Here is a 21,274-nt window from a genome sequence, read left to right on the forward strand (position 1 = left end):
ATTGCTTCGCGGAGCCTGTCATCGGGCGCGCCCTTGGCGCGACCCGTTGGCTCGCAATGACGGCGATCTATGAGCAAAGCGCGATCGCGATCGGCATGGTGATCGCGGCCAGAATCGTCTGCAGCGTGATGATCTGGGCGAGCAGAGGCGCGTCGCCGCCCATCTGGCGCGCCATCACATAGGCGCTCGGCGAGGTCGGCACGGCCGAGCACGCCGCGACGATCGCGAGATTGGTGCCGGACACGCCGAACCACAAAGCAAGTCCGATCGCGAGCAAGGGCATCAGCAACAGCTTGAACGCCACGCCGGCCGCAGCCGCGACGCTGGGCCGCAATAGGCCTTCGAGATGCAGCCCGGCGCCGGTCACAAGCAGGCCGATCGCAAGCGAGGAGCCGCCCAGCGCGTCCGCGACCTCGTGCCAGATTTTCGGCAGCGGCAGGTGGGTCACGTTGATGAAGAGACCGATGGCGCAGCCCCAGATCAGCGGATTCCGGATCAGAGTCATCACAATCGCACGCCCCGACTGCTTTTCCGGCGAGGCGAAATGCGCGAGCACGGCCACACTGAACACGTTGACCATCGGGATGATGGCGACCATGGCAACCGAAGCCAGCGCGAGCCCGGCCGCGCCATAGAGATTGCGGGAAACCGAGAGCCCCACGTAGGTCTGCCAACGGATCGCGCCCTGAAAGATCGAGCTGAAAGCCGGACCGTCGATTTTCAGGCGCTTGAACAATGGCCAAAGGGCAAGGCAGAGCAGCGACACAGTGAGGGCGGCGAGCATCAGCGCGCCGCCGACGCCCGCAACCGGCACGCTCGAAAGATCGGCCTTCACCAGCGTCTGGATCAAAAGCATCGGGAACAGCACGTAATAGGTCAGCCGCTCCAGCCCGTGCCACTGCGTCTCCAGCCGCATCAGCGTCCGCTTCAGCACTGCGCCCAGAACGATCAGGACAAACACCGGCAGCAGCGCCGCTATCACAATTCCCATTCGCTAGCTTTTCTTGATGTTGGCGAGGCGGTCGAGCGCGCCTTGCAGGATGAAGATCGCGGCATGCTGGTCGATCACTTCGGCGCGCTTCGCACGGCTGACGTCCAGGCCGATCAGCTCGCGCTCGACCGCTGACGTGGAGAGGCGCTCGTCCCAGAACGCGATGGCAAGATCGGCGAGCTGGGCGAGGTTGCGGGCAAAGGCGCGGGTCGATTGCGCGCGCGGGCCTTCGCTGCCGTCCATGTTGATCGGCAGCCCCAGCACAAAGCCGACCGCGTTGCGCTCGGCAGCGATCGCGAGCAGCCGCGCTGCGTCAAGCTTGAACGCCTTGCGCTGAATGGTCTCGACGGCGGTCGCGAGCCTCCTGTCCGGGTCGGACACCGCGACGCCGATGGTCTTGGTGCCCAGATCAAGGCCGACCAGTGCGCCGCGTTCCGGCCAAAGCGTGGCTGCATCGATCAGGGAAAGGACTGGAGCGGGCATGGAGAAAGCGCATAACACGCGGCTCTGCGGTCGCGCAAAGCCGGGTTTGCCGGGATGTTCTCGGTGGCGACGGTGACTTGTTTCAGGAACGAGGCGGGACTGTTCTCGATTATTCATTTTTCGCCGCCGAGCGGGCAGCCTATGGTCGGTGGTGGGACTGGAAACAGACATGGCAATCAACACGACATTAACGGCGCGGCTGGGTAGTCGGCACCCGATCCTCTCCGCGCCGATGGCGGGGATTGCCGGCGCGCGCCTGGTTGCCGCCGTCAGCGAGGCCGGCGGCTTCGGCATCCTCGGCGGCGGCTATGGCGAGAGAGCCTGGCTCGAGCAGGAAACCGCCAAGCTCAAAACCTGCACGGCGCCGTTTGGCATCGGCTTCATCACCTGGAGCCTGGCGAAGCAGCCTGATCTTCTGCACATGGCGCTCGCCGCAAAGCCGCGCGCGATCATGCTGTCGTTCGGCGATCCCAAGCCCTTTGCGCCAGCGATCAAGGCCGCGGGCGCGCTCCTGATCTGCCAGGTGCAGAGCGAGGACATGGCGAGAGAGGCGCTCGGTGCCGGCGCCGACATCCTGATCGCGCAGGGCACCGAAGCGGGCGGCCACGGCGCCGCTCGCACCACGCTCGATATCGTGCCGGCGATTGTCGATCTCGCGGCCGGCCGTGTGCCAGTCGCGGCTGCCGGCGGCATTGCGGACGGACGCGGACTTGCGGCCATGATGATGCTCGGCGCGGCCGGCGTGCTGCTCGGAACGCGCTTCTACGCGAGCGTCGAGTGCGATGGGTCCGAGGAAGCCAAGAAACGCATCTGCGCGGCATCAAGCGGGAGCACGGTGCGGGGCGTCGTCTTCGATTGGTCGCGCGGCATCTTCTGGCCGGCGCCCTTCACATTGCGGTCGCTTGTCAATGATCACTCGCGCCGCTGGAGCGGGCGCGAAGTCGAGCTCATGCACAACATCGCCACGGTGACGGCGGACTATGTGGCCGCAAGGGAGGCTGGCAATTTCGATATTGCCGGCGTATTTGCCGGCGAAGCCGTCGGCCTGATCCACGATATCCCGAAGGCCGGTGAGATCGTGGAGCGGATCACGCTGGAGGCCGAGCAGATCCTTTCCGGCCGGCGCAATTCCGCGACGATGTCGCAGGCGGTCGCTGCACGCTGATCAACAAACGAGAAAGAGAACACCGATGTGGCCGGATCGCCGGATAATCGACCTCTTCAAAATCGAGTTTCCGATCCTGCTCGCGCCGATGGCGGGCGCGATCGATGCCGAGATCGCGATTGCGGTCGCGGAGGGCGGCGGGATGCCGTCGGTGCCCTGCGCGCTGATCTCGCCGGAAAAGGCACGCGAGCAGGTCAAGATCATCCGCCAGCGTGTTTCCGCGCCGATCAATCTGAACTTCTTCTGCCACAAGGCTGTCGATGCCGATCCCGCGCGCGAAGCGGTCTGGCGGCAGCGGCTCGCGCCCTACTACCGCGAGCTTGGGCTTGATCCGGCTGCGCCGATCAACACCGCCAACCGCGCGCCGTTCGATGCCGCCTTCTGCGAGGTGGTGGAGGAGCTGAAGCCCGAAGTGGTCAGCTTTCATTTCGGCTTGCCGGAGGCGGGCCTGCTCCAGCGCGTGAAGGCGACCGGCGCGTTGGTGATGTCGTCGGCGACCATCGTGCGCGAGGCGATCTGGCTCGAGGAGAACGGCGCCGACGTCATCATCGCGCAAGGGGCCGAGGCGGGCGGGCATCGCGGCATGTTCCTGACCGACAACATCGCCGAGCAGCCCGGCACCTTCGCGCTGGTTCCGCAGGTCGTCGATGCCGTGAAGGTGCCGGTGATTGCCGCCGGCGGCATTGCGGACGGCCGCGGCATTGCGGCGGCCTTTGCATTGGGAGCAGCCGGCGTGCAGATCGGCAGCGCCTATCTGCGCTGCCCGGAATCCAGGGTGATTGCGCCGGCCCGCGTCGCGCTGGGCCAGGCGATGGATGATTCCACCGTGATCACCAATGTTATGACCGGGCGCCCCGCACGCGGCGTCGTCAACCGCGTCATGCACGAGGTGGGGCCGATCGCACCGGAGGCTCCGGCCTTTCCGCATTCGGCGACCTCGCTTGGACCCCTGAAGCAGGCTGCCGAAAAGCTCGGCAAGACCGATTTCACCAGCTTGTGGGCCGGTCAGGCGGTGCGTTTGGGCCGGGAAATGCCTGCCGCGGAGCTGACCCGGGCGCTGGCAGGCGCTGCCCTGGTGCGAATGAGCAAGCTCGCCGGCTAAGACCGGCCCGTGGCCCATGGTTGCGGCGCGAAAGCGGCCTCTGCTATAGGGCGGGGTGAAACCCCCGTTTGAGGCCTTATATAATGTCGGTCGATGCCGCCACCGTCCGCCGTATCGCGCATCTGGCGCGGATTGCGGTCACGGACGCCGAAGTTCCGCATCTGCAAGGCGAACTGAACGCCATGCTGGCGTTCGTCGAGCAGTTGTCGGAGGTCAATATCGAGGGGGTCGAGCCGATGACCTCGGTGACGCCGATGGCGATGAAGAAGCGGCAGGACGTGGTCAATGACGGGGAGATCGCCGACGATATCGTGGCCAACGCACCGGCGACGGAAGGTCACTACTTCCTGGTGCCGAAGGTCGTCGAGTAACATAGCGTTTTCGAGCGAAGTGGGCACCGGTTCGCGCGAAGAAAACGCGACAAACACAAGAGTCCGAGAAGTCCGATGTGTCTGCTCTGCGACGATGAAAAGGCCTATCAGGCCTATATGAACTATCTCGACGCGATGGAGCGGCAGGGCAAGGCCGCCGATCCGCAACTGGCGATCAATGCCGTGCTCGACCAGCTCGAGGCGCAGGATCGCGACCAAGCTCGCGCGCGCGCCAAACAAGACGACCCGGCCAACGACAAGACCCTGTCTCCGTTCTTCTGCAGCCCGATCAATAAATGACTGATTTGACATCGATGACGCTCGCCGAGGCCCGCGAGGGGTTGGCGAAAAAGTCTTTCACCTCGCTTGAGCTGACGGACGCCCATCTGAAGGCGATGGAAGCGGCGCGTTCGCTCAATGCCTTCGTGCTGGAAACCCCGGAGCAGGCCCGCGCCATGGCACGCGAGGCGGATGGCAAGATAGCCAAGGGTGATGGCGGTCCGCTCGCCGGCATTCCACTCGGAATCAAGGATCTTTTTGCGACCAAGGGCGTGCGCACCACGGCGTGCTCAAAGATCCTCGGCAATTTCGTGCCGACCTATGAGTCCACGATCACCGAGCAGCTCTGGCGCGATGGTGCCGTGATGCTCGGCAAGCTCAACAATGACGAGTTCGCGATGGGCTCATCGAACGAGACCTCGTGCTTCGGCCCCGTCGCCAATCCGTGGCGGCGCAAAGGCAGCAACACCACGCTGGTGCCGGGCGGCTCATCCGGTGGTTCCGCCTCGGCGGTTGCCGCGATGCTCTGCATGGGCGCGACCGCGACTGACACTGGCGGCTCGATCCGCCAGCCTGCGGCCTTCACCGCAACCGTCGGCATCAAGCCGACCTATGGCCGCTGCTCGCGCTGGGGCATCGTGGCGTTCGCCTCTTCGCTCGATCAGGCCGGCCCGATCGGCCGCACCGTGCAGGATTCGGCAATCCTGCTCCGCTCGATGGCGGGGCACGATCCCAGGGATACAACGTCGGTCGATCGCCCGGTGCCGGACTACGAGGCCGCGATGGGCAAGTCCGTGAAGGGCATGAAGATCGGGATCCCCAGGGAATATCGTCTCGACGGCATGCCGGCCGAGATCGAAAAGCTCTGGAGCGAAGGGCAGGCCTGGCTGAAGGCCGCCGGCGCCGAGCTCGTCGAGGTGTCGCTGCCGCACACCAAATACGCGCTGCCGGCCTATTACATCGTGGCGCCGGCGGAAGCGTCCTCCAACCTCGCGCGGTATGACGGCGTGCGCTACGGCCTGCGCGTGCCCGGGCGCTCGATCGGGGACATGTATGAAGCGACCCGTGCCGATGGCTTTGGCGCCGAGGTGCGCCGCCGCGTCATGATCGGCACCTATGTGCTCTCGGCCGGCTACTACGACGCCTATTATCTGCGCGCGCAGAAGGTGCGCACGCTGATCAAGAAGGACTTCGAGGATTGCTTTGCCAAGGGCGTGAACGCGATCCTCACGCCTGCGACGCCGTCGGCCGCCTTCGGTATCGGCGAGAAAGGCGGCGGCGATCCGGTCGAGATGTATCTCAACGACCTCTTCACGGTGCCCGCGAACATGGCGGGCTTGCCGGGGATTGCAGTTCCCGCCGGCAAGGACTCGCAGGGCCTGCCGCTTGGACTGCAATTGGTCGGCCGCGCCTTCGATGAAGAGACGCTATTCTCGCTCGGCGAAGTGATCGAGCAGGCGGCAGGACGTTTCACGCCGGAGAAATGGTGGTGAGCCATGGCCGACTTCAAAGCCACTCTGTCCAATGCGAAGCCGGCGACCGGGCTGTCACCGCCGCTGGCCGCCTTGTGGTGGGCGGCAAAGGGCGACTGGGACGCCGCCCACAAGATCGTGCAGGACGAGGACGATGCCAACTCGGCCTGGGTGCACGCCTATCTGCATCGCGTCGAGGGCGATCCCGGCAATGCCGGCTACTGGTACCGGCGCGCCGGGCAACCGGTGGCAAAGGATTCACTCGAAGCCGAATGGGAGCGGATCGCCTCCGCGCTGATCGGGGAGTAACGGCATGACGGCATTGAGCGGCAAGCTGGTCAAGGGCTCAACCGGCGACTGGGAAGTCGTGATCGGCATGGAGGTCCATGCCCAAGTCACCTCGAACGCAAAGCTGTTCTCCGGCGCTTCGACGGCCTTTGGCGGCGAGCCCAACAGCCACGTGTCGCTGGTCGATGCGGCGATGCCGGGCATGCTGCCCGTGATCAACGCGGAATGCGTCCGCCAGGCGGTGCGCACCGGGCTTGGCCTGAACGCGAAGATCAATCTCCGCTCGGTGTTCGACCGCAAGAACTACTTTTATCCCGACCTGCCGCAGGGCTACCAGATCAGCCAGTACAAGTCGCCGATCGTGGGCGAGGGCGCGATCACGGTCGAGCTCGACGGCGGCAAGACCGCGACCATCGGCATCGAGCGCCTGCATCTGGAACAGGACGCCGGCAAGTTGCTGCACGACCAGAGCCCGACCCTATCCTATGTCGATCTCAACCGCTCCGGCGTTGCGCTGATGGAGATCGTGTCGAAACCCGATATCCGCGATGCCGAACAGGCCAAGGCCTATGTGGCCAAGCTGCGCTCGATCCTGCGCTATCTCGGTACCTGCGACGGCGACATGGAGAAGGGGAACCTGCGCGCCGACGTCAACGTCTCCGTGCGCAAGCTGGGCGCGCCGCTTGGCACCCGCTGCGAGATCAAGAACATGAACTCGATCAACTTCATTGGCCAAGCGATCGAATACGAGGCGCGGCGCCAGATCGAGATCCTGGAAGACGGCGGGCAGATCGAGCAGGAGACCCGGCTCTACGACCCCAACAAGGGCGAAACGCGCTCGATGCGCACCAAGGAGGAGGCGCACGACTATCGCTATTTCCCCGATCCAGACCTTTTGCCGCTGGAGTTCACCCAGGCTTTCGTCGACGAGCTGAAAGGCCACCTGCCGGAGCTGCCCGACCAGAAGCGTGCGCGCTTCATCGCCGATCTTGCGCTGTCGCCCTATGACGCGGGCGTGCTGGTGGCCGAACGCGAGAGCGCGGACTTCTACGAAACCGTGCTCGGCAAGCTCGCCAACCCGGTGCGCGACGGCAAGGTCGCCGCCAATTGGGTGATCAACGAGCTGTTCGGCCGGCTCAACAAGGAGGGGCATGCCATTAGCGGCTCGCCGGTGTCGGCCGCCCAGCTTGGGGCCATCATCGACCTGATCGGCGAGGGCACCATCTCCGGGAAGATCGCCAAGGACCTGTTCGAGATCGTCTGGAAGGAGGGCGGCGACCCGCGCGAGCTCGTCGAGGCGCGCGGGATGAAGCAGGTCACGGATTTGGGAGCGATCGAGAAGGTGGTAGACGAGATCATTGCCGCCAATCCCGACAAGGTCGCCCAGGCCAGGGCGAAGCCGCAAGCGCTCGGCTGGTTCGTCGGCCAGGTGATGAAATCATCCGGTGGCAAGGCCAACCCGCAAGCCGTCAACGATCTCCTGAAGGCGAAGCTCGGCCTCTGAACGCATCCGGCTCGCGCGCTTCGCGGCCTTCGTGGGCTCGCTCGCGTCATTTGCGTCGTCGTGACGCCATCCCGAAGCCTCATTCAACACTCCGCGTCGAGGTGGGCGTGTTGCGAATCGTAGCTCATCGATTCGCAACAATGAGCGCCGTTGGCGAACGTCGACGCCGCCGAACGCCGTTAACGATGAAAATTTTTTGATTGCCAAAGTTCGCGACTCAGAGTCCGCGCACCACGGGTCAAGCACGCTTCAGCGACTCGCACATGCATCCTCGTCGCATGATGCGCGTCACATGCGAATTCAAGAAAACGCTGCGGCATAGGCGTTTCCTGCAAACTTGACAAATGCCGATGTCGGCGGCGCGGGCGTTTCTTGCATTCTGCTTTCGATGTGTCGCGCTCTTCTTGCAAATCACTCTGCGCGCGAGCTCGTCGCCGTGCGTCAACACTTCCTTAAGCGGGACACTGTTTTTTTTGATGCGTTGGTGTATTCGGAATGAAGTGCATTTCGATTCCCGAATGCACGCAGCGATTAAGCCATCTCACTACATTAGGAGGGCAACATGGCTAAGAAAGCGAAGAAGGCAAAGAAGGCGAAGAGCGCAGTGAAGAAGACTGCGAAGAAGACCCGCAAGGTCTCCAAGAAGAAGTAAGTCTCGCCTGATCGAAATGCCGGCAGCTTGAAGCCGGCACGTCATTGGAGCGACCCCGGGGTGATCCCGATCAACCCGAACAGCTCCGATCGACGAAAGAGGGTGTCGGCGAGACATCAGGTCAAACGGCTGGATCGAACTTCAAAAAGCGCTCGCGCTTCCTTGACAGCCGGTCCGGCAGAAGAAACAGGTTTTCTTCGTTCGGTGCGGATCGCTCGAGGTCCGCAATTTCACCAGCGGCCTTCTTGCCTGGTGGGATCTGGTCCTGACGTGTTCGCCGACGCCCTCGTTCCAGCCGGAGCAGGTCATGCCCGGCGTTTCCCTTTCCCAAGATCGTTGTTGTTCCGAGCACGCGGGCAGGCGCGTGGCTGGCGGTTCCATTGCGCCGATGGTTATCGGTTTGCCAAGGCCGCACGGTAAACCGCAGGTCAACGGCGCGACAAACGCGCGTTTCATGGGCACGTCCCGATTGCGCGCGCAGCCAGGGCTCCGGCGCGTTTACACCGCGTTCATCGCGCCGCTTAAGCCGCCCTTCAAATTTCACCCCTCATGATCGCCCCACAAGCCGGTCAACGGCGAAGAGCGTTTTTCAGAGATGGACGGGGGCCGCGCGCGGGGCGGGCGGTCAATAACAAGAAGGGGACTTGAGATGTTTCAGGGGACGATCGATCTGGAGACGGCAACGCCGGTGGCAGCAACCGCCATTCCCGACGTGCTGTTCGAGCGCGGACTTTATTGGGCGAGCGGCCGTTCCGGCGTCGTCAATCTTGTCGCTGCGCACAAATGGTTCAATCTCGCCGCGCTGAAGGGCCGCACCGATGCGGTCGCCCTGCGCCGCGAGGTCGCCGAGCAGATGTCGGATGCCGAGATCGCGGCCGCCCAGCGCGAAGCGCGCGCCTGGATGACCGCGCATTAGGCGGGCATGAGTTTGGGCTAAATCGGCTGGTGCGAGTTCGGTTCACCTCTCCCCGTCGGGGAGAGGTCGGATTGCTCCTGGCGATGCGAAGCATCGTCCAGTGCAATCCAGGTGAGGGGCTCTTGCCCTCACGATAGACCGTAACCCCTCACGCGATTTGCTGCGCAAATCGACCTCTCCCAAGGGAGAGGTGAGCCCTTCCGATGCCGCGCCAGTTCAATCTAATTTCATCAAGCCTTAGATCGCGAAGCGCGTCGCATCGTCTTTACGGCGTCGGCAGGGATTTGCGGAGCATCGACCGGACGCGCCATGAGATCAGCGCGATCACGATGACGGCAAGCGCCGTCGAGACCAGGCCTGTTCCCAACCTTGAGCCACCGAGCAGCGACTCGCGTCCGGTCGCGCCGAGGAAGCAAAACAGGACGATCTGCGGAATGCTGAAAATCAGGGTCGCGATCGCATAGGTCGCAAGATCGATTCCGGTCAGGCCCAGCATGTAGTTGGTGGCGGCGTTCGGTACCGGCCCGCCCAGCCGCAGCAGTGCGACGATCTTCCAGCCTTCGAGGTCGACAGCGCGCGCAATCACATCGAGCCTGCGATGCCGCTCGAGCCATCGATGAAATCGGCCGGCGGCGAGATGGCGAGAGAGGAGAAAAGCGGCGATGCTTCCCACGGTGCCGCCGACGAGGATGATCGGCGCGGCGGCAAGCCCGAATGCGGCGCCGGCGGCGATGATGAACGGCGTGCGCGGCAAAACCACGAAGCCGGCGGCTGCAAAGAACAGGCCGAGCGCGAGCGCGGAGGAGCCGCTGAGCTGACCCAACCGCTGGACCCATTCGACGAGATCTGCCGTCACGAACATTCAGGCGGGTGTCGGCAACGGGCGCGAACGCGACGATGAGATCGGCAACATTGCAGAAGTCCTGATTGCAGAAGTTTTGGGGACGGCTATCGACCCGGCGCATTGACCTGGGCAGCTTCGGGATATGGTACTGGCGACGGCGCAACTCTATCACCTGAAATTTGCCGATGCAGTATTTTCCGGACCAGGGTTCGCCAAGCCGTTTCAACCGGTACTTGATCACCGCGATCCCGCTTTTTTATCTCGTGGTCACGCTCATCTATTCGGCCAGCCAGGTCCCCTGGGGATACCAGGTCGATCCCGAATCCGCCTATGCGATGAACGGCCTCGTCGGCGCACTGGGCCATCAGTTCATGAAGGCTGACCATCCGGGAACGACGACCATTCTGCTTGTCGCTATCCTCGCGAGGGTATGGGCGTTCGTCGCGGGATCAAGAGACGTCGTGGAATTCGGCCTGAAGAATTACGATGGCCTCATCTATGCGGCGCGTACCGCCGAGGCGGTGATCCTCAGCTCGGTTCTGCTCGCGTGCGGTTTCATCGTTCGCCGGGCGACGCAGAGCTCGATCGCCGCGATGCTGTTTCAGGTGGGGCCGTTCGTCCATCCCGATACCTATCATTTCGCGATGGTGTTGATTCCCGAAAGCCTCATGGTCTCCTTTGCCCTGCTCGGCATGGCGCTGTCGATTAAGGCTGCGCTCGGGAAGGAGCCGCCAAGCGCGGCCTCCGGAGCGGCGCTGGGATCGATCTGCGCGTTCGGCTTGGCGTCGAAATATCTCTATCTCGCGCTCGTCCCGCTCGTCGTCAGCCTGCTCAGGAACTGGAAGGCGGTTGCGGCTGCGGTCTTCTGCGCCGTCTTCGTCTTCTTCGTGTTCATCCGCGTGTTCTGCCCGCTGGTGTTCTCGGCCGGGTTTCACTGGCTCGTGCGCCTGGCGACCCACAAGGGCGTCTACGGCCACGGTGAGAGCGGCTTTGTCGACCTTTCGACCTTCTGGTCCAACATGGCCGAGATCCTCCGATCCGCACCGCTGGTGTGCGGAATATTTGTCGCGGGCGCGATTGCGGCATTGCTGCAGATGGCGAGAACCAGGCGTGTTCTTGATCCCGTCAGTCTCACGCTGCTTGCGGCGGCTTTCGCCTTCCTGCTTCAGCTCGTCGCCACCTCGAAGCATTTCGCGCTCCACTACATGATGGCGTCCTGGGTGCTGGCTGGCGGCGTGCTGGTTCTTGCCGTCATCGAAGTGCAGCGGCTGCTTCCGCGGCTTTCATCGCGCGCGATCACCTCTATCGCAGCGCTCTGCTGTGCGTTCCTGATCGTGACAACGCTGCTCGATGTCCGCCATGACGCGCTCGTGGAGATGGCCGCCGATCGCAATGGCGCAAAGTTGTCTCAAATCATCGTTTCGACGGCACCCGCTTGCGCGAACGTGTCCCGCATGTTCGTGCGCGCACCGGAAAACGAGATGAATCACGGTGGCGACATGGCGCTTGGCTTGCCGGAACTCGCGAATCGATTCTCGGAGGCTTACGTCCACACGCACGCTGCCGCGCTGCTCGACGACAAGGTCTACGGTCCGAATGTTCTCTACAAGAACTTCCATCCCTATAGCTACGCCAAGCTCGCGACCGAATATCCCTGCATCGTGATTCGCAGTGCCCGGCCGCTGACGGGCCCGCAGGATCTGTTCGAGCTCAAGCCCGATCACTGCATGATCGACGGCATTCACGTTTATACGGTGGGATTGGCCTGCAAGGTGCTGCAATCGGCGGCGGCGTAAGCGAATCCTGCCACGTTGCGCGGGAGTTGTTCCGACGACGGCCTTGAGCATCGTCGTCGGATCATAAGGCATGGCTGTCTGGAGACCACTGACAGCTTAGGGGTGGATCAGCGCCACCACGGCATAGTACAAGTGATCGACGTGTTGCTTTTGTTGGAGGTTCTCGTGGTCAAGTTGATGGTTGCGGTCCTGGCGCTCGCGTTGACCGTTATGTCCGCATCCGTGAAGGCTCAAATGTACGATCCCCGCTATCCGGTGTGCATGCACGTGTATGGCTTGCAGACGGGCGAGCGCATGGATTGCGACTTCACCACGATCGCGCAGTGCCAGGCTTCGGCCTCGGCCCGTGGAGCAACATGCGACATCAATCCGTATTTCGTGCGCACGCCGAACGTCGTGCGCGCACCGCGCCCATGGAGGCGCTAATCTCCAGACAACCTCGCGGGTAGCTCCATGCCTGCGCAGCGCGTCGCGCGTCCGTCCGTCTTCGCGCTTGCTACGCTCGGCTTCGCCGGACACGCTTCGCCCTTCGGTCTTTGCGTGGCTGCGCCACGCGTAGCCCGAAGGGCGAAGCGTGGCGGAGACGGAGGGATTCGAACCCTCGATAGGCCTTTACAAGCCTATAACGGTTTAGCAAACCGCCGCCTTCAGCCACTCGGCCACGTCTCCGGTAGGGCCGATATGCCCGAGCCGGCCGAAAGCCGCAAGCGGCAGATCGAACGCTGTTGAGAGCGTTCGTGCATGGCCGGGGCGAAGGTTGCTTGCGGCGATTTCGCGAGCCCCGCGCAAGGCCCGCGAGTTCCGTCCGATCGCGCTCTTCAGGATTCAACTTGAGCCTGAAAATGGCGCACTTTCCGCGCATCCCTGAGTCGTTGTTGCGAAGCTGGAACTGGGGCCGCTCGCAAACTGCGCCGCTATATAGAGTGCGAGGCTCAAACAACGCGCGGTGACCGCTCACACCGTCATCGGCTCGCTTGAGCTGCATTGTCCGCAGGGATTCGCACAGGCTTTTCGATTCGATTGGTGCGGTCGGCGCGTGCGACGGGGAAAACTCTCCTCGCCATGGCTTTCGCGGCAATCGGCGGGCGAATTCGGTCATTCTAAAATCATGTGCTAAAACAATGGCTTGTGACGGAAGTTTGATCACGGCTGCGTGTTATTTGTGCAACACCCGCCCAAAAACGCGCTTAACACCGCCTTTCCAAGCGGTTCCTTTGTTGCGTGTGCATGTCCCTTCGGTAATTGTGATGGAGCGACGGAGGGGGGCATCCCGAGGTCGTCCCGTTCTAGGTGGTTCGCTTAAGTCCCTCGCGTTCTCGCGGGTGTGTCCGAAGACGCGAAGCGGCCTAAGCGGTGGATTAAGGGACAAGGGAACCAACCTTAGGGTGTCTCACCCAGCGGATCCGGAACCTTCCCTGATTAGAGCAACTTGGAGGTTTAACATGAAGATGGTGAAGAGCCTTTTGCTCGGTTCTGCGGCGGCTCTGGTCGCTGTGGGCGGGGCACAGGCGGCTGATCTTCCGTTGAAGGCCAAAGCGGTCGAATACGTGAAGGTTTGCTCCCTGTATGGTGCCGGATTCTGGTACATTCCCGGCACCGATACCTGCGTCAAGCTGAGTGGTTATTTGCGCATGGACGTCGCAATTAACACCAACGCTGACGATACCGGTAACATGTCGGGCGCCGGTGGTGCACACAATCGCTTCACGAACGCCTACACTTGGCGGTCTCGTGAAGACCTGAGCATCGACACCCGCACCGCGACCGAGTACGGCGTGCTGCGCACGTTCTTCGATGGGACGTTCTCCTGGACGGACGACAGCTTCGCCGGCACCGGCGGTGGCGCGACTGTCTATTCGCCGGTCGGACCCTTCCCGTTCGGCTCCGCGCCGAACAACGCCAACGCAGGTGCGGTCGCCGGCGGCACGGTCGGCGTGTACTACGCCTTCATCCAGTTCGCCGGCTTCACGATGGGTAAGGCCATCTCGGAGTTCAGCGCGCCCTGGACGAACTATCCCGGCAACAACTACGACGGTCTCGTCGGCGGCGGCGGCACGGTCACTGGTGTGAACCAGTTCACCTACACCGCGCAGTTCGGCAACGGCGTGTCGGCGGCGATCTCGGCGCAGGATCCGACGGCCTACTATCAGGCTGGCGTGATGAACGTCAGCGCCGGCGGCCCCTTTGGCACCTCTGACTACGGCGGCACGGCCGCTCCCGATATCGTGGGCAGCGTGACCGTCGACCAGGCTTGGGGTCTGTTCAAGTTCTCGGCGGCGGCGCACGACAACCATGCGGCGTACTATGGCGGGACTGAGCTGACCGGCCATCCCGACGACCGGTGGGGCTGGGCTGTGCAGGCGGCCTTGTCGATCAAGAACATCCCGACTGGACCTGGTGACGTGATCAACGTCCAGGGTGTGTTTACGGATGGTGCAACCCGTTACAACATCCAGGATTTGGCAGGCGGGAACGCAGGTGCGGCCACAATGTATGGCAGCACGGGCCTTGCCGGCGCCTATCAGAGCGTGGGCTTCGGCATCGCTCCTGACACGGTGTTCGGGGCGGCGGTCGGGGGAGGGGGAACCGCGCAGAAGCTGGTCCAGACGTGGGGCGGCCGCGGTGGCTACACCCATAACTGGGATCCCTACTGGAACACCTCGATCTACGGCGCCTGGGCCTCGGTCCATTACAGCGGTGACGCTGCGGCTCTGATTTGCGGCGGCGTTGTTGACGGGCTGGCTTTTGCTGGTTCGATCCATGCGATCACCCCGGCGGGTACTGCGATCACCACCTGCAACCCCAACTACAACATTGCGCAGGCTGGCATCATCACCCGTTGGACTCCGGTCAAGAACCTGACCTTCTCGGCCGACTTCACCTGGCAGCATCTGGATCAGAAGATGGTGGGAACGGTCAGCGCGGCCAGCACCACGATCGGCAAGCCGGCGGCTGTTTACGAGCTCAGGAACCAGGACAACGAGGTTCTTCTGCTCCGTGCCCAGCGCAACTGGTAATCCGGTTCGCCTGATCTGAGAGAGATATTGACCCCGGCGGGAAACCGCCGGGGTTATCTTTTGTTTCCGACAGCGCGCCAATCGGATGGCGCATCGAGACTTCACCCCGAGCACATGCGCTCGCGTTGGCGGTATGACGATGTTTGTCATTACCCCTCGATCGGCGCCGCTCGGGAGTGGGCGGTTTTGATGACATGTTGCGATGGTGGTAGGATTTCGCGCATCTTCGGCAAGCCTTGCGGCACATTCGGGAGGTGCGGTGCAGATGCTTCAGAGCCGTCTGGTGAAAAAGACCGCAGCGAAAGACAGGGCCCGCATCGTCCAATTCGCCTGGACGATTGTGTCGATGAATGCGTACTTCGAGAAAATTCATCAGTTCTGGGCAAAGGCACTCGGCATCACAGCGCCGCAGTGGTCGATCATCGTCGTATTGGCCGCACTCGATGAGGGCGAGGGGGTGCCCGTGAACGTTGTTTCCAAGAAGGCCCAGGTCCATCCCAGCTTCGTGACAACGCAATCGCAGGCGCTCGAAAAACAAGGCTTTGTGAGGCGCAAGGCCTCGAGCAAGGATGCCCGGATCGTGTTGCTGTCGCTCACCGACAAGAGCTACAAGCAGCTGGCGGAACTCGCGTCGCGGCGGCAAGATCTGGATGCGTTCATCTTCCAGGACCTGGACGAAGCCGCACTCCTGGGCCTGGTTCAAACCCTCGAAGGTCTTGACGATCGCTTTGCAAAGGGCGTCTTGAAGCTAAAGCTGGACCTCTAGTTGGTCTGCGACATTAGGACCGGATTGGTCGGTGAGCGCGTCGGCGACTGTCAGAAGTAAGCGCCGCCACTGCGGGATGAGCTTTGATCGAATCGTTCGCCGGGAATTCGGTTCACCTCTCCCCTTGTGGGACCTTGTGGGAGAGGTCGGATCGCATCGAAAGATGCGATCCGGGTGAGGGGTCTCTCTCCGCCCGGAAAACTGTTTGCTGCACCCGCGGATACAACCCCTCATCCGGCGCTTCGCGCCACGTTCTCCCGCAAGGAGAGAAGGGACAGTCTCCGACTCGGTTTCAGCTCCTGATCTCAGCACGCTTTACTCGATCGCGCCGCGATGCAGGTCGGCCTCGATCTGAAGCCTGGAGCCGCCGCCGAAGCGGGCGCGATAGACCTGCAGGTTCTCCATGATCCGCTGCACATAGTTGCGGGTCTCCGAGAACGGGATCAGCTCGACCCAGTCCACCGCATCGACCTTGGGATCGCGCGGATCGCCATAGCGTTCGATCCACTTCTTCAGACTGCCGCGGCCGGCATTGTAGGCGGCAAAGGTCATGATGTAGGAGCCGCGGAAGTCCTCCATCAGGCCGCCGAGCTCGGCTGCGCCGAGAGCGGCGTTGTAGGCGGGATCGGTCTTCATCCGGGCAACATTGAAGCTGACGCCGGCGCGCTTGCAGACGTAGCGTCCGGCGTCCGGCGTCACCTGCAACAGCCCATAGGCTTGCGCCGGCGAAACATCGCCCGGATTGAACATGCTCTCCTGCCGCGCGATCGCAAACAGCACGCTTTTCTCCACGTCCGATCCGATCGGGCTGTAGGCGGGAATGCCGGTCACGGGATAGGCGTAGCGATCGAACGGCATGCCGCGGTTGAGCGCGGCCTTGCCGGCCAGGATCATGCCGCGGGCATAGCCATAGCGTGCCGTCAGCTCGGCGAGGCCGAGCACGGCCTCCTCGTCGCCGTTCTCCCCGACATCGGCAAAGATCGGGATCGCGATCTCGCGCTCGTCGAGGTCGAACAGGAGCTGCACGGCGCGGACGATCTCGAGCCGCTCGGCGCCGCGCGCACGCGGGACTTCGTTGAGCACGAGCTGCGGCATGCTGAGTTTCGCGCGGGCGAGCTGGCCATAATAGCTCGTCGATTGCTCGGCCGCGGACGCATAATAGCTGCGCGCTTCCTGCATGCGGCCCATCGCTTCGGCGGCGCGGCCCTTCCAGTAGCCGGCGCGCGCCAGCGTCGTCGGATTGACGCTGCCGATGCCGATGCGGGAAAAATGCTGGAGCGCCGTCTGGGGATCGTTGAGGAAGCGCAGCGCGATCCAGCCCGAGGTGAAGAGCTGTTCGGTCCGGTAGACGTCGCGCGTGGGCGGCGCCGCGTCGCGCGCAATCAGATAGGCGTTCTTGTACTCGCCGAGATCGATCATCTTGCGCGCGATCAGCCGCCGCTCGATCCACCATTCGTCGAGATTGTAGAGGCGGCTGGGGTCGCGGGGCGCGCTCATCATGAGCTGAGCGGCCTCGTCGTATTTCTCCGCGCGGCGAAGCTGCTGGATCCTGGCGAAGAGGTAGCCGGTATCGCTGCGCAGCTCGTACGGCACCGCTTCCAGCAGCGCCTTGGCGTTGGACGACTTGCGCACCGAGGCAAGCCGCGCCTTCACCAGCGCCACGTAGCCCGCGCCCAGCCGCTTGGCCGCACGCAACGCCGCCAATTCGTTCTCGGTGGTGTAGCCGAACGCATCCATGCGCGCCTTCTGATCGCCGGGCGTGATCAGGGGGCCGAACATGTCGAGGGCGGCGTCCTCGGTCTCCTCCGTCATCGGGTCTGTGCGCCAGGCATCGCGCACCAGCCGCCGGGCATTGGCGCGGTCGCCGCGATCCAGCATGACCTTGGCGAGCGCGAGCTTGCCCTTGGCCGAGATCGGCGTTTCGTTCTCGAACCAGGACCACACCACCTCATCCTCGCGCTTGTCGTCCCAGAGCGAGGCCTCGAGCCGCCGGCGCAGGAAGATCTGCGACGGCCAGCTCGGATTCGCGGCGAGGAAGGCGCGATAGCGTTCGACGGTGGCGTTGTTGTTGTCGCTGCGCAGGATCAGCCATTCCGCGAGCTTTTTGGCCACCGGATCGGAGATCGCCGCCTCCGCCTGGGTTGCGTCGTCAGGCTGGTGCTTGCGAATGAGATTGATGACTTCGGCAAGCTGGTCGAGGTCGGCCTTCGAGGTCGACGAGGTCGCCGCGACGGCGGCCGGCACGATCGGCTTGCGTGCCGGCGTCGGAGCGACGACCCGCAGGCGAGGCGCGGGGACCGCTACCGGCGGCAGCGACAGGGAGGCCGCTTCGCGGGCGGGCGCAGTTGCTGCGGAAAGAGGAATCGTGTGGGGAACCGCGTTGCGCACGATCGGCCGCGGCTTGGGTAGCGGCACCTTATGATGCTTGGCGGGTGGGGCATCAGCCGGCTGATGCTTGGCGGATGAGGTTGCGGCCAGCGCCTGAGATCCCAGGGCCAGCGTCAAGACAGTCAATATTGCGCTCGATCGCAATGCTTTCGCACGGACAATCGGGGTCACGGCCTTCCTTCGCGGCGAATCAGCAGGTCCCCAAGGGATTTGCAGTATTTGAGAGAAACCGTGGACAAAAACTAAACGCGCAGGCAGGCGAGCTTATTGCGCTGCCACCGCGGCAAAATCGCGGCCAAAGGCAGGTCGGGCAAGTCCGGTCGTTTCCGGGGAGGGCAGGTACGCGGCCCTTTCGCGGGGGCGCCAGACCTTATATGAATTGCGTTTCAAGGGCAGGCCGAGCCTTTAAACAGCGTTGGGAGGAGTTCCATGGCAGCCAAGACGAAATTCCGGGGGTCCTTCACCGCCTTGGTCACGCCGTTCAAGAACGGCTCGCTCGACGAGGCCGCCTTCCGTTCGCTGGTGAACTGGCAGATCGCCGAAGGCACCCACGGCTTGGTGCCGGTCGGCACGACCGGCGAAAGCCCCACACTCAGCCATGACGAGCACAAGCGCGTGGTCGAGTGGTGCATCGAGGAAGTGAAGGGCCGCGTGCCCGTGATCGCCGGCGCCGGCTCCAATTCGACCAAGGAAGCCATCGAGCTCGCCGAGCACGCCGAAAAGGCGGGTGCGAATGCGGTGCTGGTGGTGACGCCCTACTACAACAAGCCGACGCAAGAGGGCCTGTACCAGCACTTCAAGGCCATCAACGACGCGATCGGGATTCCGATTATCATCTACAACATCCCGCCGCGCTCGGTGATCGACATGTCGGTCGACACCATGAAGCGGCTGTGGGAATTGAAGAACATCGCGGGCGTCAAGGACGCGACCGCCAGCATGGTGCGGGTGTCGCAGCAGCGCGCGGCGATGGGCGAGGATTTCAACCAGCTTTCGGGCGAGGATGCCACGGTGCTCGGCTACATGGCTCATGGCGGCCATGGCTGCATCTCCGTGACCTCGAACGTGGCGCCACGGCTCTGCTCGGAATTCCACCTCGCCTGGCAGAAGGGCGACGCCAAGACGGCGCTCGCGCTGCACGACAAGCTGATGCCGCTGCACAGCAATCTCTTCATCGAGTCCAATCCGGCGCCGATCAAATACGCGATGTCGCTGCTCGGCAAGATGGACGAGAGGCTGCGGCTGCCGATGGTGCCGGTGCAGGAATCGACCCGCATTGCCGTGCGCAGCGCCATGGTGCATGCGGGCCTGATCAACTGAAGTTGGACGGGTCGCGCCTTCTCGATTGAACGGAGCAGCCCATGCTCAAGGAATTTCGCGAATTTGCCCTGAAGGGCAACGTCGTCGACCTCGCGGTCGGCATCATCATCGGTGCGGCCTTCGGCGCCATCGTCAATTCCCTTGTTAACGACCTCATCATGCCACTCATCGGCGCCATCGGCAGCGTCGACTTCTCCAATTACTTCATCCGGCTCTCCGATAAGGTGACGGCCACCAATCTGGCCGACGCCAAGAAGCAGGGCGCGGTGTTTGCCTATGGCAACTTCATCACGGTGGCGGTGAATTTCGTCATCATCGCCTTCTCGCTCTTCATCGTGATCCGCGGCATAAACAAGCTGAAGCGTCAGGAGGAAACCAGGCCGGCCGAGCCGCCCAAACCCTCCGCGGAAGTTCAGCTCCTGACCGAGATCCGCGACCTGCTCAAGAAGAGCTGACTCAAGAAGAACTGACTTGGCCGACAAGAACGAACGCGCGATCAAGGTTGTCGCGGAAAACCGCAAAGCCCGCTTCAACTACGCGATCGAGGACACGGTCGAGGCCGGCCTTGCGCTGACCGGCACCGAGGTCAAGTCGATCCGCAGTGGCAAAAGCACGATTGCGGAATCCTACGCCGATTCCAAGAACGGCGAGATCTGGCTGATCAACGCCAACATCCCGGAATATCTGCAGGCCAATCGCTTCAATCACGAGCCGAAGCGGCCGAGGAAGCTGCTGTTGCATCGAAAGCAGATCAATAAATTGATCGGCGCCGTCGACCGCGAGGGGATGACGCTGATCCCGCTAAAACTCTATTTCAACGAGCGCGGCCGCGCGAAGCTGCTGCTCGCGGTCGCCAAGGGCAAGAAGCTGCACGACAAGCGTGAAACCGTGAAGAAGCGCGATTGGGGCCGCGAAAAAGGCCGCCTGTTGCGCGCGAGAGGATAGGACTTCGTCATTGCGAGCCAACGGGTCCGCGCGAAGCGCGGCCCGATGACAGGCTCCGCGAAGCAATCCATAGTGCCACGAGTCGAGACATGGATTGCTTCGTCGCTTCGCTCCTCGCAATGACGACCTGAGGAGGATGAGATCATGGCTCAACCAAACCTGCTCGACGTGGACTGGAGCAAGATCCCGGCGCCAGCCGATGACGGCGGGGCGGCGCATCTCGCCGGCATGATGCTCCCGCCGGTCAGCCTGCGCGCGACTGACGACACCATGGTGGCGCTTTCGGCGCTGAAGGGGCGCACGGTGGTGTTCGCCTATCCCCGCACCGGCGAGCCCGGCAAGATCGCTCTCGTCGACGACTGGGACATGATCCCGGGCGCGCGCGGCTGCACGCCGCAGACCTGCGCCTTCCGCGACCTCTACGCCGAATTGAAGACCGCGGGCGCAGCGCACGTGTTCGGCCTGTCGACGCAGAGCACTGACTATCAGGCCGAGATGGCCTCGCGGTTGCATCTGCCGTTCCCGGTGCTCTCGGACGAGAAGCTCGCGCTCACGCGCGCGCTCAAGCTGCCGACCATGGAGGTCGCGGGGCTGACGCTGATCAAGCGCCTCGCGCTGATCATCGACGATGCGCGCATCCGCCACGTGTTCTATCCGGTGTTCCCGCCGGACCAGAACGCGGGCGATGTGCTGGAATGGCTGAAGAAAAATCCCGCGAAATCGTAGGAATCGTAGGGTGGGTTAGCGAAAGCGTAACCCACCACTTCTCCTTCCGCTGGCACGCGGTGGGTTACGCTTCGGCCTGCGCGCGTTGAAGCTATCGAGCAAGGAGTGGCTAATCTTACTGCGTCATGGGCGTCTACGTCTGTTCGATGCTGCGCGGGCGCCGCAGCACGGACATTGCGGCAAGGTTTTGATGAGGGCTTTGATCAGGCGGGCGCGCATGGTTGCGATCGAGCTCGGGATGTGGCGTTC

The 21,274-nt window shown here is 63.2% G+C and carries 21 protein-coding genes and 1 tRNA gene; 16 read left to right on the top strand and 6 right to left on the bottom strand.

What is annotated here, in order from left to right:
- Nucleotides 1-67 precede the first annotated feature (67 nt).
- Together VKR55_RS31990 and ruvX are read right to left on the bottom strand one after the other, a co-directional pair.
- Nucleotides 68-991, bottom strand: coding sequence for an AEC family transporter (locus VKR55_RS31990; RefSeq protein WP_324409399.1), 924 nt, complete (start codon nt 989-991; stop codon nt 68-70).
- A gap of 3 nt (nt 992-994) precedes the next feature.
- Nucleotides 995-1,474, bottom strand: a complete 480-nt coding sequence (gene ruvX / locus VKR55_RS31995) for a Holliday junction resolvase RuvX (protein ID WP_324409400.1) — start codon at nt 1,472-1,474, stop codon at nt 995-997.
- 169 nt (nt 1,475-1,643) lie between these two features.
- Between ruvX and VKR55_RS32000 the strand changes: the two genes are divergently transcribed.
- The 7 genes from VKR55_RS32000 to gatB all read left to right on the top strand — a co-directional run bounded on the left by VKR55_RS32000 (nt 1,644) and on the right by gatB (nt 7,655).
- A complete protein-coding gene (locus tag VKR55_RS32000; protein ID WP_324409401.1) occupies nt 1,644-2,639 on the top strand; it encodes an NAD(P)H-dependent flavin oxidoreductase in 996 nt (331 codons plus the stop codon).
- A gap of 25 nt (nt 2,640-2,664) precedes the next feature.
- Nucleotides 2,665-3,741: an NAD(P)H-dependent flavin oxidoreductase gene (locus tag VKR55_RS32005; RefSeq protein WP_324409402.1), complete on the top strand. Its 1,077-nt coding sequence runs from the start codon at nt 2,665-2,667 to the stop codon at nt 3,739-3,741.
- An 83-nt stretch (nt 3,742-3,824) separates the two neighbouring features.
- The gene (gene gatC / locus VKR55_RS32010) at nt 3,825-4,112 is read left to right on the top strand and encodes an Asp-tRNA(Asn)/Glu-tRNA(Gln) amidotransferase subunit GatC (RefSeq protein ID WP_324409403.1); all 288 of its coding nucleotides are present in this window, start codon (nt 3,825-3,827) and stop codon (nt 4,110-4,112) included.
- A 75-nt stretch (nt 4,113-4,187) separates the two neighbouring features.
- Complete coding sequence (locus VKR55_RS32015) at nt 4,188-4,412, top strand: hypothetical protein (protein WP_324409404.1); 225 nt, start codon at nt 4,188-4,190, stop codon at nt 4,410-4,412.
- On the top strand, nt 4,409-5,884 hold the full coding sequence (gatA, locus tag VKR55_RS32020; protein ID WP_324409405.1) for an Asp-tRNA(Asn)/Glu-tRNA(Gln) amidotransferase subunit GatA: 1,476 nt from the start codon (nt 4,409-4,411) through the stop codon (nt 5,882-5,884). Before VKR55_RS32015 ends, gatA begins: the two co-directional genes overlap by 4 nt.
- A 3-nt stretch (nt 5,885-5,887) precedes the next feature.
- Entirely contained in the window at nt 5,888-6,172 is a 285-nt protein-coding gene (locus tag VKR55_RS32025; protein WP_324409406.1) for a hypothetical protein, read from the top strand.
- A gap of 4 nt (nt 6,173-6,176) precedes the next feature.
- The gene (gene gatB, locus VKR55_RS32030; protein ID WP_324409407.1) at nt 6,177-7,655 is read left to right on the top strand and encodes an Asp-tRNA(Asn)/Glu-tRNA(Gln) amidotransferase subunit GatB; all 1,479 of its coding nucleotides are present in this window, start codon (nt 6,177-6,179) and stop codon (nt 7,653-7,655) included.
- A gap of 773 nt (nt 7,656-8,428) precedes the next feature.
- Here gatB and VKR55_RS32035 read toward each other — a convergent pair.
- Entirely contained in the window at nt 8,429-8,851 is a 423-nt protein-coding gene (locus VKR55_RS32035) for a hypothetical protein (RefSeq protein WP_324409408.1), read from the bottom strand.
- Nucleotides 8,852-8,956: 105 nt separating this feature from the next.
- Between VKR55_RS32035 and VKR55_RS32040 the strand changes: the two genes are divergently transcribed.
- Nucleotides 8,957-9,223, top strand: a complete 267-nt coding sequence (locus VKR55_RS32040) for a hypothetical protein (protein ID WP_324409409.1) — start codon at nt 8,957-8,959, stop codon at nt 9,221-9,223.
- Nucleotides 9,224-9,488: 265 nt separating this feature from the next.
- On the opposite strand, the gene VKR55_RS32045 is transcribed toward VKR55_RS32040, so the two are convergent.
- Complete coding sequence (locus tag VKR55_RS32045; RefSeq protein ID WP_324409410.1) at nt 9,489-10,079, bottom strand: TVP38/TMEM64 family protein; 591 nt, start codon at nt 10,077-10,079, stop codon at nt 9,489-9,491.
- A 173-nt stretch (nt 10,080-10,252) separates the two neighbouring features.
- Between VKR55_RS32045 and VKR55_RS32050 the strand changes: the two genes are divergently transcribed.
- The gene (locus VKR55_RS32050) at nt 10,253-11,863 is read left to right on the top strand and encodes a hypothetical protein (protein WP_324409411.1); all 1,611 of its coding nucleotides are present in this window, start codon (nt 10,253-10,255) and stop codon (nt 11,861-11,863) included.
- A 132-nt stretch (nt 11,864-11,995) separates the two neighbouring features.
- Nucleotides 11,996-12,289 (top strand): DUF3551 domain-containing protein, encoded by a 294-nt coding sequence (locus VKR55_RS32055; RefSeq protein WP_324409412.1) that lies wholly within the window; start codon nt 11,996-11,998, stop codon nt 12,287-12,289.
- Between the two features lie 149 nt (nt 12,290-12,438).
- Here the strand turns inward: VKR55_RS32055 and VKR55_RS32060 are convergent.
- A tRNA-Ser gene (locus VKR55_RS32060) sits at nt 12,439-12,532 on the bottom strand.
- A 773-nt stretch (nt 12,533-13,305) separates the two neighbouring features.
- Between VKR55_RS32060 and VKR55_RS32065 the strand changes: the two genes are divergently transcribed.
- The gene (locus VKR55_RS32065) at nt 13,306-14,880 is read left to right on the top strand and encodes a porin (protein WP_324409413.1); all 1,575 of its coding nucleotides are present in this window, start codon (nt 13,306-13,308) and stop codon (nt 14,878-14,880) included.
- A gap of 265 nt (nt 14,881-15,145) precedes the next feature.
- Nucleotides 15,146-15,646 carry a MarR family winged helix-turn-helix transcriptional regulator gene (locus tag VKR55_RS32070; RefSeq protein WP_324409419.1) on the top strand — a complete coding sequence of 167 codons (501 nt, stop codon included), beginning with the start codon at nt 15,146-15,148 and terminating at the stop codon, nt 15,644-15,646.
- 315 nt (nt 15,647-15,961) lie between these two features.
- Here the strand turns inward: VKR55_RS32070 and VKR55_RS32075 are convergent, their stop codons facing one another.
- Nucleotides 15,962-18,160 (bottom strand): transglycosylase SLT domain-containing protein, encoded by a 2,199-nt coding sequence (locus VKR55_RS32075; protein ID WP_324409414.1) that lies wholly within the window; start codon nt 18,158-18,160, stop codon nt 15,962-15,964.
- Nucleotides 18,161-18,463: 303 nt separating this feature from the next.
- Between VKR55_RS32075 and dapA the strand changes: the two genes are divergently transcribed.
- The 4 genes from dapA to VKR55_RS32095 all read left to right on the top strand — a co-directional run bounded on the left by dapA (nt 18,464) and on the right by VKR55_RS32095 (nt 21,025).
- Entirely contained in the window at nt 18,464-19,354 is an 891-nt protein-coding gene (gene dapA / locus VKR55_RS32080; protein ID WP_324409415.1) for a 4-hydroxy-tetrahydrodipicolinate synthase, read from the top strand.
- 41 nt (nt 19,355-19,395) lie between these two features.
- On the top strand, nt 19,396-19,809 hold the full coding sequence (gene mscL, locus VKR55_RS32085) for a large conductance mechanosensitive channel protein MscL (RefSeq protein ID WP_324409416.1): 414 nt from the start codon (nt 19,396-19,398) through the stop codon (nt 19,807-19,809).
- A 16-nt stretch (nt 19,810-19,825) separates the two neighbouring features.
- Nucleotides 19,826-20,299 (top strand): SsrA-binding protein SmpB, encoded by a 474-nt coding sequence (gene smpB, locus VKR55_RS32090; protein ID WP_324409417.1) that lies wholly within the window; start codon nt 19,826-19,828, stop codon nt 20,297-20,299.
- Nucleotides 20,300-20,443: 144 nt separating this feature from the next.
- Nucleotides 20,444-21,025, top strand: a complete 582-nt coding sequence (locus VKR55_RS32095) for a peroxiredoxin (protein ID WP_324409418.1) — start codon at nt 20,444-20,446, stop codon at nt 21,023-21,025.
- Nucleotides 21,026-21,274: the final 249 nt, after the last annotated feature.

It is taken from the genome of Bradyrhizobium sp. (assembly GCF_035309285.1).
Classification (GTDB): domain Bacteria; phylum Pseudomonadota; class Alphaproteobacteria; order Rhizobiales; family Xanthobacteraceae; genus Bradyrhizobium.

Excerpts from the sequence above, each read along its gene's own strand:
- VKR55_RS32065 (WP_324409413.1), top strand. The coding sequence starts at position 13,306 with ATGAAGATGGTGAAGAGCCTTTTGCTCGGTTCTGCGGCGGCTCTGGTC.
- gatB (WP_324409407.1), top strand. The coding sequence starts at position 6,177 with ATGACGGCATTGAGCGGCAAGCTGGTCAAGGGCTCAACCGGCGACTGG.
- VKR55_RS32025 (WP_324409406.1), top strand. The coding sequence starts at position 5,888 with ATGGCCGACTTCAAAGCCACTCTGTCCAATGCGAAGCCGGCGACCGGG.
- dapA (WP_324409415.1), top strand. The coding sequence starts at position 18,464 with ATGGCAGCCAAGACGAAATTCCGGGGGTCCTTCACCGCCTTGGTCACG.
- mscL (WP_324409416.1), top strand. The coding sequence starts at position 19,396 with ATGCTCAAGGAATTTCGCGAATTTGCCCTGAAGGGCAACGTCGTCGAC.
- VKR55_RS32005 (WP_324409402.1), top strand. The coding sequence starts at position 2,665 with ATGTGGCCGGATCGCCGGATAATCGACCTCTTCAAAATCGAGTTTCCG.
- ruvX (WP_324409400.1), bottom strand. The coding sequence starts at position 1,474 with ATGCCCGCTCCAGTCCTTTCCCTGATCGATGCAGCCACGCTTTGGCCG.
- VKR55_RS32000 (WP_324409401.1), top strand. The coding sequence starts at position 1,644 with ATGGCAATCAACACGACATTAACGGCGCGGCTGGGTAGTCGGCACCCG.
- gatC (WP_324409403.1), top strand. The coding sequence starts at position 3,825 with ATGTCGGTCGATGCCGCCACCGTCCGCCGTATCGCGCATCTGGCGCGG.
- VKR55_RS32040 (WP_324409409.1), top strand. The coding sequence starts at position 8,957 with ATGTTTCAGGGGACGATCGATCTGGAGACGGCAACGCCGGTGGCAGCA.
- VKR55_RS32095 (WP_324409418.1), top strand. The coding sequence starts at position 20,444 with ATGGCTCAACCAAACCTGCTCGACGTGGACTGGAGCAAGATCCCGGCG.
- gatA (WP_324409405.1), top strand. The coding sequence starts at position 4,409 with ATGACTGATTTGACATCGATGACGCTCGCCGAGGCCCGCGAGGGGTTG.
- VKR55_RS32070 (WP_324409419.1), top strand. The coding sequence starts at position 15,146 with ATGCTTCAGAGCCGTCTGGTGAAAAAGACCGCAGCGAAAGACAGGGCC.
- VKR55_RS32050 (WP_324409411.1), top strand. The coding sequence starts at position 10,253 with ATGCAGTATTTTCCGGACCAGGGTTCGCCAAGCCGTTTCAACCGGTAC.
- VKR55_RS32015 (WP_324409404.1), top strand. The coding sequence starts at position 4,188 with ATGTGTCTGCTCTGCGACGATGAAAAGGCCTATCAGGCCTATATGAAC.
- VKR55_RS31990 (WP_324409399.1), bottom strand. The coding sequence starts at position 991 with ATGGGAATTGTGATAGCGGCGCTGCTGCCGGTGTTTGTCCTGATCGTT.